The sequence below is a fragment of the Luteimonas chenhongjianii genome (genome assembly GCF_002327105.1).
In the GTDB taxonomy this organism is placed as follows: Bacteria; Pseudomonadota; Gammaproteobacteria; order Xanthomonadales; family Xanthomonadaceae; genus Luteimonas; species Luteimonas chenhongjianii.
The window spans coordinates 357,187-366,510 of sequence record NZ_CP023406.1; the positions used below are offsets into that span (position 1 = coordinate 357,187).

Annotated in this window: 15 protein-coding genes; 1 reads left to right on the forward strand and 14 read right to left on the reverse strand. The window is 66.7% G+C overall.

The features are described 5' to 3' along the window. The 6 genes from CNR27_RS01610 to CNR27_RS01635 all read right to left on the reverse strand — a co-directional run bounded on the left by CNR27_RS01610 (position 1) and on the right by CNR27_RS01635 (position 2,973). Positions 1 to 567 carry a hypothetical protein gene (locus CNR27_RS01610; protein WP_096296632.1) on the reverse strand — a complete coding sequence of 189 codons (567 nt, stop codon included), beginning with the start codon at positions 565 to 567 and terminating at the stop codon, positions 1 to 3. Between the two features lie 152 nt (positions 568 to 719). Then, positions 720 to 1,106: a hypothetical protein gene (locus CNR27_RS01615; protein ID WP_157745186.1), complete on the reverse strand. Its 387-nt coding sequence runs from the start codon at positions 1,104 to 1,106 to the stop codon at positions 720 to 722. Between the two features lie 136 nt (positions 1,107 to 1,242). After that, positions 1,243 to 1,569: a hypothetical protein gene (locus tag CNR27_RS01620; protein ID WP_096296634.1), complete on the reverse strand. Its 327-nt coding sequence runs from the start codon at positions 1,567 to 1,569 to the stop codon at positions 1,243 to 1,245. Between the two features lie 189 nt (positions 1,570 to 1,758). Next, the gene (locus CNR27_RS01625; protein WP_096296635.1) at positions 1,759 to 2,175 is read right to left on the reverse strand and encodes a hypothetical protein; all 417 of its coding nucleotides are present in this window, start codon (positions 2,173 to 2,175) and stop codon (positions 1,759 to 1,761) included. Between the two features lie 261 nt (positions 2,176 to 2,436). Further along, the gene (locus CNR27_RS01630) at positions 2,437 to 2,742 is read right to left on the reverse strand and encodes a hypothetical protein (RefSeq protein ID WP_096296636.1); all 306 of its coding nucleotides are present in this window, start codon (positions 2,740 to 2,742) and stop codon (positions 2,437 to 2,439) included. Between the two features lie 3 nt (positions 2,743 to 2,745). After that, positions 2,746 to 2,973, reverse strand: coding sequence for a hypothetical protein (locus tag CNR27_RS01635; protein WP_096296637.1), 228 nt, complete (start codon positions 2,971 to 2,973; stop codon positions 2,746 to 2,748). 170 nt (positions 2,974 to 3,143) lie between these two features. On the opposite strand from CNR27_RS01635, the gene CNR27_RS01640 reads away from it, so the two are divergent. Continuing rightward, positions 3,144 to 3,806: a GNAT family N-acetyltransferase gene (locus CNR27_RS01640; RefSeq protein WP_096296638.1), complete on the forward strand. Its 663-nt coding sequence runs from the start codon at positions 3,144 to 3,146 to the stop codon at positions 3,804 to 3,806. Between the two features lie 11 nt (positions 3,807 to 3,817). Here CNR27_RS01640 and CNR27_RS01645 read toward each other — a convergent pair whose 3' ends face one another. The 8 genes from CNR27_RS01645 to CNR27_RS01680 all read right to left on the reverse strand — a co-directional run bounded on the left by CNR27_RS01645 (position 3,818) and on the right by CNR27_RS01680 (position 9,302). After that, positions 3,818 to 4,540 carry a hypothetical protein gene (locus CNR27_RS01645; protein ID WP_096296639.1) on the reverse strand — a complete coding sequence of 241 codons (723 nt, stop codon included), beginning with the start codon at positions 4,538 to 4,540 and terminating at the stop codon, positions 3,818 to 3,820. Positions 4,541 to 4,561: 21 nt separating this feature from the next. After that, positions 4,562 to 5,047 carry a hypothetical protein gene (locus CNR27_RS01650; protein WP_096296640.1) on the reverse strand — a complete coding sequence of 162 codons (486 nt, stop codon included), beginning with the start codon at positions 5,045 to 5,047 and terminating at the stop codon, positions 4,562 to 4,564. Next, entirely contained in the window at positions 5,044 to 6,354 is a 1,311-nt protein-coding gene (locus CNR27_RS01655) for a FliI/YscN family ATPase (protein ID WP_425435500.1), read from the reverse strand. The genes CNR27_RS01650 and CNR27_RS01655 overlap by 4 nt, the downstream gene beginning before the upstream one ends. A 44-nt stretch (positions 6,355 to 6,398) precedes the next feature. Beyond that, the gene (locus CNR27_RS01660; RefSeq protein ID WP_096296642.1) at positions 6,399 to 7,073 is read right to left on the reverse strand and encodes a FliH/SctL family protein; all 675 of its coding nucleotides are present in this window, start codon (positions 7,071 to 7,073) and stop codon (positions 6,399 to 6,401) included. 14 nt (positions 7,074 to 7,087) lie between these two features. Next, complete coding sequence (locus CNR27_RS01665; RefSeq protein WP_096296643.1) at positions 7,088 to 7,708, reverse strand: hypothetical protein; 621 nt, start codon at positions 7,706 to 7,708, stop codon at positions 7,088 to 7,090. A 2-nt stretch (positions 7,709 to 7,710) separates the two neighbouring features. Beyond that, positions 7,711 to 8,457, reverse strand: coding sequence for an EscJ/YscJ/HrcJ family type III secretion inner membrane ring protein (locus tag CNR27_RS01670; RefSeq protein ID WP_158613494.1), 747 nt, complete (start codon positions 8,455 to 8,457; stop codon positions 7,711 to 7,713). Between the two features lie 62 nt (positions 8,458 to 8,519). Further along, positions 8,520 to 8,939, reverse strand: a complete 420-nt coding sequence (locus CNR27_RS01675; protein WP_096296645.1) for a hypothetical protein — start codon at positions 8,937 to 8,939, stop codon at positions 8,520 to 8,522. A gap of 36 nt (positions 8,940 to 8,975) precedes the next feature. After that, positions 8,976 to 9,302, reverse strand: coding sequence for a hypothetical protein (locus tag CNR27_RS01680; protein ID WP_222843117.1), 327 nt, complete (start codon positions 9,300 to 9,302; stop codon positions 8,976 to 8,978). Positions 9,303 to 9,324: the final 22 nt, after the last annotated feature.

The window sequence follows — 9,324 nt, forward strand, 5'->3', positions numbered from 1 at the left end:
TCAACGTTCGACGAATCCTTCGCCGGTCAGGTCGAAGCGCGCGAGATCGTTGTGGGACAGGCGCAGGAAATCCTCTCGCACCGTTTCCCGAAAGACAGCGATTCCATCCGCGTCCTGGCGCTGTCGAACACGCGCGTTCTCGCGCATTAACACCGCCGCCAGCAGCTCGTAGAGTCGGCGCTGTCGCAAACCTTCAGCAGACCGTTCGAAATCCGCGGCCTTGCTCCACAGTGACTGCATCTGCTGCTGCAGCCCGCGCACCTGCTCAGGCGATGCGCGCGTGCCGTTGTAGGCCTCCCAGGACGCGACAAACAACATCACATTGGCCGGAATCAGCTGGCCTCGCGTCAGCCCGCTCGCCTGGTAGCGCGCCTGCAGCAATGCATCCGCATCACCCGATTCGACGAACGCCGAGACATCCTGCACCGGCAGACTGGTGAGCTGGGAGTAGCCGGCCACGAAGTCCCGGTCCACGCCCGAGGCATCCGTCTCCCGCGCGCTGGCAGTCTCCCGGCCCGCCGCGGATGTCGACGCACGGCCGGAGAATCCCTCGCGATAGGCCTTCATGAAAGCTGCGTCGAGTTGCGCTGCATCAGTAACAGGGGCGTCGGCCTCGGCAGCCGTCGCCGCACTCCCGCCAGGACTACCGGAACAGCCAGTGGTGGATCCTACTAACAGTGCGATCAGCGTGAGGACACTGGAACGCATCGACGCCCCCTTCAATCGCGCTCGGCGCGCGCGTCGCGTCGCCCCATTTCTGTGGCCCACGCGTTCGCACTGGCGACGCCATCGGCCGCGACGCGTCGCGCATACTCGCGGCGTAGCGCCGCCAAGTGCTCATCCCGCGACTTGCCACTATTGGCGTAGTCGTCATCCTTGCCGGGGTGAGGCTCAGGCAGATCCTTGGGGGCGCTCCGCATCGCGGATTGTGACAGCGCGTTCTGCCCGTATCCCATGCCGAGATCAAGCGTGGCGCCCGGATCGTACTGGGCCATCGCCAGCGACCACGGCGCCGAGGCACACAACAGCGCCAATGCCACGCGGCCATTGCGCCGCCACCGCACGGGGCACCTGAGCGCCTGTATTCCAGATTTCGCATTCGTCATCACGTATCTCCGGATGGTCACCGACCGATGCTCGCGCGACACCCGTCATCCCGATGTCGCAGCACCCGGTTGGGCAGCGGAAATGAAGAAGGGCAGGTGCAAGCACCTGCCCCTCCAGTACCGCGCTCGCGAACGATTACTGCTTGCGGGCGTTCGCTGCCAGACCTTCACCGATCGACTTGATCGCGGTCGAAATGGTGTTCGACAGCATGTTGAACATCTGGGACTCAGCCTGAAACTCCGTCTGCGTTGCGCTGAATTTCTGCGCATCGTCCTTGCCGGTCAGTCCGTTCAGTTTCTCGCTGAGATCGTTGAGCTTCTGGGCCTTCTCGCCGAGGATGCTGCCCATCGCCTTGGCGATGGCCACCAGCCAGCTTTCACCCTTTCCGCCCTTGCCCTCACCGCTGATGCTGTCGAGGCCGGTCTGGGCGATCTGCAGATTCACTTCGAAGTTGACGCTCATTGGACGATCTCCTGGGTTTCAAAGTTTTGGAAAACACGTGAATCCGTCTAACCGGCCGAGTCCGCCGCGCATTGCCTCTGCTGCATCAGGATGTTCGAGCCGCATATCGCTGATGTGCCAATCGTGCTCGTCGTGTGAGGCACCGGCAACTAGGGCGTACCCTAGAAAACCACTGCCTTCGCTATTCAGTCATGCGGCCGTACGTTCGTTTCCGCCGCCCTGTGCGGCCAGCCACGTGCGCGCCGCCTCCTCACCCTCCTCTCGCGAGATACGTGCGAACTCAAGTGCACGCTTGACGCCTGGATTGTCGAAGACCCGGCAGCTTTCCGCGAATGCTTGCTCGACCTCGTCGCTGCCCGCCTGATCGACCAGGCCGCTGGCATGCAGCACGCCCAGCGTTTGCGCCAGACTCGCGCGGATCTGCGCCGCGTCGGAGGGATCCTGCAGTGACGACATGTTGTCGAGCGACTGCTCCATCTGGGCCAACATGCTTTCACGACTCGCGGCGTCGATATCGCGCTGCTCGCGTAGTTCCGCTTCGAAACGCTCGAGCAGTGAGGCGCGCAGTGCCTTGAAATCGGTGGTCGGACTGGATGCGGATGACATGCGCTGAACTCCATTCTTGAGGCGATGCGACGGAGCACTTCTGCCTGGCGTCGCACCGCGGGTGCGGTTTACGTCAGGCTGCAGTCTGGACGATGAAGCCTTCGTAGTGGGTGGCTGCTGGCGAGCCCGTGTCGATGATGCGGTCCCGCCACCGTCGATGCATCTAGGTCGGGCCCTAGGCCTTGGATACCCAGAATGAAAAGCCTGCAGGGTGACCTGCAGGCTTCTTCGGTATGGCAGTCCGATGGCAAGCGGGGACGCTCAGGTGACAGATGCCTGGACCGAGGTCAGCGAATCCACCATCCGCCTTGCATCGCTACCCTCTCGCTCACCCATCTCCCGGGATCGCTCGCCCAGCCAGGCATCCGCGGCGCCCCGGCCGTCGGTCTCGACGCGCCGCTCGTACTCGGGCACCAGGGCCTTGAGTTCGGCCTGCACGGCCTCCAGGCGTTCGTCCATGTGGCGAATCAGCGTGTTCTCGTCATCCGCATCGATCGCACCCTGCTGCCGGAGCTGGGCAAGGGCCTCGATCCACGCCTGGCGCTGCGCCTGCTGGTCGTGCTGCATGACCTAGTTGCCGCCGATATTGAAGTTGAAGTTGAAGCCGCCCTTGAAGCCTTCACTGACCGCGTCCTGGGCGGACTGCGGCAGACCCAGACCGTCGAACAGGCCACTGAGGGCGGAGTCGAACAGCTGGCCCACCAGATCGCCGAGCATGTTGCCCACGATGCTACCGAGGGGACCACCGAGCGCGGTGCCGATCAGGGATCCGATACCGGAAAAGACGTCGCTGGACATGATGGAACTCCTTTGAGGAAACGCAAGAAAGCGGTGGAATCCTGCGCGCTGCCCCGGCCTGCGGATTGCGCGACTGCAGCTGTAGTCTCTTTCGCGCATGGCTGCATGACAGCTAGGTCGTGCCCCATCTAGGGTGCGCCCTAGCCGTCGCCCGGCGTATAACCTTGCCCATGCCCTCGACCAGTCCAGCCGCCGGGTCCGTAGCCGTGGATGCGTCGCCACCGGTCTTCACGTGCGCCGACCTGCCTGCCTCCGGACGGGACTACCCTGCACTGGAGTTCCTGCGCTCCCGGCGGCTGCGCCTGCACGGGTTCGCGTTCCGGCATGTCATCGACCTGCTGCAGCTGGGGAGCGAAGAACGCGTCACGCGCATGCTGCTCGACGATCCGGTCGCCACGCTCGACGATGCGATGGGTCTGGTGGTCTGGGCCAACAAGCTTTATCGCGAGCGGCCAGGACTCGGTCTGTGGCACACCTGCGATCGCGCAGGACGTTTCATCGGCATGTTCTCGCTGACACCGAGCGGGGATGCGCAAGACATCGCGATCGGTGTGCGCCTGCTGCCGTCCGCATGGGGCCGCGGCTATGCGATCGAAGGTGGAGCCGCCCTGTGTGGGCACGCTTTCGACACCTTGGGCCTTCCCGCGCTGATCGCACAGTGCGCGCCCGGCAACCGGTCGGTACCGCCGCTGCTGGCGCGGCTGGGGTTCGAGGAGACCGCGGCCGGCGAACAGTTCGGCAATCCGGCGCGGCGGTTCCGCATCACGCGCCGGGATTGGCGCGGCCTGCGCCCACGCCGGCTGGCGATGCGCCAGTCGCGGCCCGAGGGATGAGGCGTTCGCGGTCAGCCGTGATAGTGCGGATCGATCGTCAGCGTGCCGAGATTGTGTTCGGCGAAGCGCTTGGCGAGCTGCGGCCCGGCCTCGCGGATCGCGTCGAAGCTGTCACGCGAACGACTGTCTGCGCGGAGGACCCAGCCGTCCGCGCTCTTGCTCAGCAGTAGATCCGTGCCCGGTAGCGTGGCGTCGGCCATGCGCAGCAGCACCTGTCCGTCGCCGCCGGGATCGCGGGCGTCATGCACCGCCATCTGGCGTACGTGCTTCTCCATCATGTCGAAAAGCTGGCCGGCATTGGCGGACGCCGCCGCGGGCGCTGCGGCGGATGCGCCATCGCGCAGTGCCATCTGCGCCTGGAGCATCGCAGCCGATTCCATGCCCTGCGACTGCATTCCGAATGCGTGCTCATGCTGCTGGCGGAACGTGCGGGCATCGACGGCTTCGCTCACCGACTGCCGGGTGCGCACCGCCTCATGCTGACCGGCTTCGTCGGCGAGCACCCCCTCCGACAGCTCGCCCTCGCCCGTCAGCGCACCCTCGCTCAGTGAAGGATCGCCGTGCAGAGCTGCCGGCATGTCACCGCGTGCCTGCTGCATCATCGACCGGAACTGGTCGACGCGCTCGCGCGGCGGCGTTTCTTTCGTGTCCGTCTTGGCTTCGCGGTCGACCTGACGGTTGCGCGCCGCCTGGTCCGGCGGCCGGGAGGCGGAATCGTTGCGCTGCACGCTCATCGTGGTCTCCTCGTATCGTGACTACTGCTGCCGCGCCATGTAGCGCGCCTGCATCAGATCTTCGTTGACGGCTTCTTCCTGACGCGCCTGCAGACCGCGCTGCTCGTGTTTCCATACATCGCGACGTTTCTCGAGCGCATCCTCGCGCCCCTTCGCGCGGAAGAACGCATCGCGTGCTTCCTGCAGGGATGCCTGCGCCTGACGGACGGCGTCCTGCGCCTTGGACAGCCGCTGCTGGGCACCGAAGATGCGCTCGCCGAGCAGATCGATGTGCGCCTCGCGTTGTGCAAGCGCGGCCGGCCATGGCACGCCGGACGGCGGCGGGTCCATCAGCTGTGCGCGGTGACCACGCCGGTCCTGTTCCAGACCCGTCAGCTCGCTCTGGACCCGGGTGCAGGCATCGATGCATTCCTGCAGCGCACGCTGCCTCTCGACCACAAGCTGGCGCGCGGCCGCGGTGCGATGCGCGCGCAACTGCAGCAGGGTCTGCAGCGGATAGCGCTTCATCCGAAGAGATTCCGCAGTGCGCCGGATGACGCGTCGAAGGGCACCAGATCGTGTTCCGACTGCTGCAGCAACTGGCGGATCGGGCCGATCTTCTCGATCGCGATGTCCGCGTCCGGATCGGTGCCGCGCTTGTACTCGCCCAGCTGCACCAGCAGTTCGATGTCCTGGTGCTTGGCCAGATACTTGCGCAGCTGGCCGGCCGCCTTCAGATGCGCCTTGTCGACCACGCGGGGCATGGTACGGCTCAGGCTTGTGAGCACGTCGATGGCGGGATAGTGATAGGCCGCTGCGAGCTTGCGCGACAGCACGATGTGGCCGTCGAGGATGGAGCGCACTTCCTCGACGATCGGATCGCCACCGTCCTCGTCCTCGGCCAGCACGGTGTAGAACGCGGTGATCGACCCCTTGTCGTTGTTGCCGGCGCGCTCGAAGAGCTTCGGCATCTCGCTGAAGACCGACGGCGGGAAGCCGCGCCGCGCGGGCGGCTCACCGATCGCGAGGCCAACGTCGCGCAGCGCGCGGGCAAACCGGGTGACCGAATCCACCAGCAGCAGCACGCGCCGCCCCTGGTCGCGAAAATGCTCGGCGATCGCTGTGCCCACCCACGCAGCGCGACTGCGCTCCAGCGCCGGCCGATCCGATGTCGCGACGACAACCACGGAGCGGGCGAGCCCCTCCGGGCCAAGGTTGTCGGTGATGAATTCGTTGACCTCGCGGCCGCGCTCGCCGACCAGCACGATCACGTTGACGTCCGCATCGCCTCCGCGGGCAAGCATGCCCAGCAGGGTGCTCTTGCCGCCACCGGCGACCGCGAAGATACCGATGCGCTGGCCTTCGCCGGCGGTCATCACCGCGTCGATGGCGCGCACGCCGGTCGCGAAGGGACGCTCGATCAGGTTGCGCGACAGCGGGTTCGGCGACGCTGCATAGATCGGCCCATCGACTGTCGTACCGAGGCTGCCCTTGCCGTCGATCGGCGCGCCATGCGCGTCGAGCACCCGTCCGAGCAGGCCTTCGCCCACCGGCACCGAGGCCTGCTTGCCGGTCGCGTAGACCTCGGTCGTGGCTGCGATGCCGTCGAGCGGGCCGAGCGGCGTCAGCAGCGTGTGTTGCCGGGCGACCCCCACCACTTCGGCGGCGAGCTCGAAGCTGCTGTCGCCCGGATTGCGCAGATAGCAGAGCTCGCCGATCGCCGCGCGCAGACCGGTCGCCTTGATCAGCGTGCCGTAGGCCTCGCTGACGCGACCGACCCGTTCGATCGTCTGCACCTTGCCCAGCGCCTGCAGCAAGGGATCACCGGCGGCCACCGTGGCACCTGGATCGTCGAGCAGCGACAGTCGCGGATCGGGACTCATGCGCCCGCCGCAGCGCTTGCCTGCGCCAGTGCCGCGCGGATCGCTTCGATCTGCTGACTCACGCCCGCACGGACCTCTCCCGCCTCGGACACGACCACACAGCTCAGCGGGTCGAGGCTTTCATCGTCGACCAGTTCGATGACGCCCACGCCCGGGTGGGCCTGGCGCACTGCACCGAGGCCCTGGGCGACGCCGGCGCGGGCATCGGGATGGACGCGGATCATCAGGAACTGTTCGGCCTGCGCCGATTCGACTGCACGCATCACCAGCGCGGGCACGACCTGGGACGCGTCGAAACCGGGGGCGATGCGGGCCACGATCGCGCATGCCAGATCACCGATGCGTCCGACCGCTTCGCCGAGCACGCGGGCGCGTCGCTCGTTGAGCGAGGCGAGCTGTTCGGTCATCTGCTGCTTGACGCGCTCGAGACCTTCGGCAAAGCCTTCCGCATAGCCCTGCTCCCGGGCTTTCTGTACCTCGGCTTCAGCCTCCTGATACAGCGTGTTCACACGGGCGAGCAATGTGTCGAGGTCCTCCAGCGATTGCCATTCGGCGGCGCGGACGATCGGCGCGGACAGGCCGCGATCGAACTGCCGACGCTCGAATACCGACACCGCGCGGGCTGGCCGCGCGACGCTGGAGATTGGAGCGGTGGCTTCGGAACTCGACATACGGTCTCCAGACTTCAGGCAGCGATCGCGCGACTGTAATGGTGCGCATGCACGACCAGCAGCGGCTTTTCGGGGAGGTGCGCAGTCGGCAGCTCCGTGGGGGGATGGATGAGACGGGCCCAGTCGGCCAGCGCGGGTTCGCGCTGCGCGGCCCAGGCCTGCAGTTCGGCGCGCCCTTGGAGTTCGAGCAGGTCGAACAACCGCTGTGGAGGCGACGCGCTTGCGAGCGCATCTGTCAGCGCGGCGCACAAGCTGGCCTGGAGCGCGGGATCGACCCGTGCGTCCCAGATGCTGCGGTCGAGCGCAAGCAGGTAGCTGCCCGCCAGCTGTGTCTTGAGCCGCTTCACCGCATCCCGGCTGACCTCGGCGCGGATGGCCGGCGCATAGGCGAGCACACCGAGATCGCGGTGGAGCGCGGCCAGACGCACCGGACTCCAGCGCTCGATCAACCCTGCAAAACCGTTGGGCGAGGGCGCCAGCAGATGCGCTGCGGGCCCCGCCTGCAGAGCACCGACCAGGAGGCGCCGGCCCAACCGGCTCCCGCGTGCACGCTCGAGCAGGCCGGCATCGAGCGCATCCGCCTTGGCGTCGTGCCAGCGCGGATCAACCCCGGCGAGCAGCGCCTCCAGCGACATGGTCAGCCCTGCCAGCGCGCCGGGGCGGCCTTGTCCGCCGACACGGGCTTGCGCGCCTTCAGCCGCCCTGCGAACGCGAATGCAACGCCAAGCAACGCCACGACGAGCGCCGCGATGACGATCGCCACCGGGCTGGCCCCAGACAGCGCCATCGCGGTGCCGCCGGACTGCGCGGTCTCGGCGGGCGCCGGCATGGAGACGAACTTCACCGAGACCTGGTTGATGTCGGTCAGGCCTTCGACGCCGTCCTTGACGACGATCTTGATGTCGGCCTCGCGGTCGCGGACGTTGGCGCCGGGCTGCTCGAAGATCCAGACCGCCGCCGAGGTCTTGCCGGTGGCGCCGCCCAGCGGATCGCGCTCCGGCAAGGCCAGGTGCACGCGGGCCTGGGCAACGCCCGGCAGCATCGACAGGGTCTGGGTGATCTCCTGCTGCAGGGCATGCAGGTAGCGGCCGCGCTCGTCGGTGGCCGAGGACGCGAAACCCTCCTTCTTGAAAATGTCGCCGAGGTTCTGGAAGTTCTCCCGCGGCAGGCCCCGGGCCCGAAGCACGTCCATTGCCTGCGGCATGTCGCTGTCGGCCACGAACACGTCCCAGCCGACCTTGCTCGCGGCGGGCTTCTTCTGCGCCTGGATACCGGACCCGATGAGGGCCCCCATCATCTCGTTGGCCTGGCGCTCGTCGACCGAGCTGTAGAGCGCGGTTCCGCCGCAGCCGGCGAGCAGCATGCAGGCGAGCAACACGCCCATCCAGGCAGGCCATCGTTTGGAAACGTGTCGAATCGATGCGGGCATGCCTGTCACCTCGCTCATCAGGACTGCTGGCGGAACAGCTGCTGGATGCCGTCGGACGTGCGGTTGGCCACGTTCGAGGTCATTTCGCACTGGAACAGGAAGTGATGCGACTTCATCGTCATCTCGATGACCTGCCCCGGAGTCAGTTCACCGGTGTTCTGGCTCATCGTCTTGGCGAGATCGTTGATGCTCTGCGCGCCACCATTGAGGTTGTCCATCGCGGACATCAGCATGCGTACGCCTTCGGACGGCTCGGAAGCACCGACGCCGGCAACGCCCTGCGATGCGTTCGCCGCCGCCGGGGCGCTGCCCGCGCGATCCATCGCCTGCGCGAACTGCCCGACTTCGTAGGCGGCCGCCACCGGCGAGTTGGCGCCGGCTCCTGTTGCCCCCTGTGCCGCGGCTTCAAGCCCTGCGGCCTGGATTGCGTCGACCATGATGTTCTCCTTGCTCGTGTGGACTGCGGACGCCGCTTACTGCTTGCGACCCAGGGTCTCGAGCGCCTGGCCGACGCTGTTCTGCGAGGTCGAGGCATTGTTGGACAGAAACTGCATGCGCAGGCTTTCGGCAGTGAGCTGGACAACGTTCGACGGTTGATCGCCGCCCTGTCCGATGACATTGGACAGCTCGGTGATCTTGGTCGCCTGCTGGTCGAGGGTCTGGCCCCAGGCGCGCGACATCGCCTCGTACCAGCTCGAAGAGCTGCCGCCGGCCCTGCTGTTGCCACGCACGCCGGTGTCGTTGTGCATGGAAGCGCGGCCGATGAAGTTGCCGATCGTGTCGTTGTTGATGGTGGTCATGCGAAGTACTCCTTTCGACTAC

Coding starts and splice junctions, on each gene's coding strand:
- CNR27_RS01610 (WP_096296632.1), bottom strand. CDS start 567: ATGAAGGCCTATCGCGAGGGATTCTCCGGCCGTGCGTCGACATCCGCG.
- CNR27_RS01615 (WP_157745186.1), bottom strand. CDS start 1,106: ATGACGAATGCGAAATCTGGAATACAGGCGCTCAGGTGCCCCGTGCGG.
- CNR27_RS01620 (WP_096296634.1), bottom strand. CDS start 1,569: ATGAGCGTCAACTTCGAAGTGAATCTGCAGATCGCCCAGACCGGCCTC.
- CNR27_RS01625 (WP_096296635.1), bottom strand. CDS start 2,175: ATGTCATCCGCATCCAGTCCGACCACCGATTTCAAGGCACTGCGCGCC.
- CNR27_RS01630 (WP_096296636.1), bottom strand. CDS start 2,742: ATGCAGCACGACCAGCAGGCGCAGCGCCAGGCGTGGATCGAGGCCCTT.
- CNR27_RS01635 (WP_096296637.1), bottom strand. CDS start 2,973: ATGTCCAGCGACGTCTTTTCCGGTATCGGATCCCTGATCGGCACCGCG.
- CNR27_RS01640 (WP_096296638.1), top strand. CDS start 3,144: ATGCCCTCGACCAGTCCAGCCGCCGGGTCCGTAGCCGTGGATGCGTCG.
- CNR27_RS01645 (WP_096296639.1), bottom strand. CDS start 4,540: ATGAGCGTGCAGCGCAACGATTCCGCCTCCCGGCCGCCGGACCAGGCG.
- CNR27_RS01650 (WP_096296640.1), bottom strand. CDS start 5,047: ATGAAGCGCTATCCGCTGCAGACCCTGCTGCAGTTGCGCGCGCATCGC.
- CNR27_RS01660 (WP_096296642.1), bottom strand. CDS start 7,073: ATGTCGAGTTCCGAAGCCACCGCTCCAATCTCCAGCGTCGCGCGGCCA.
- CNR27_RS01665 (WP_096296643.1), bottom strand. CDS start 7,708: ATGTCGCTGGAGGCGCTGCTCGCCGGGGTTGATCCGCGCTGGCACGAC.
- CNR27_RS01670 (WP_158613494.1), bottom strand. CDS start 8,457: ATGGGCGTGTTGCTCGCCTGCATGCTGCTCGCCGGCTGCGGCGGAACC.
- CNR27_RS01675 (WP_096296645.1), bottom strand. CDS start 8,939: ATGGTCGACGCAATCCAGGCCGCAGGGCTTGAAGCCGCGGCACAGGGG.
- CNR27_RS01680 (WP_222843117.1), bottom strand. CDS start 9,302: ATGACCACCATCAACAACGACACGATCGGCAACTTCATCGGCCGCGCT.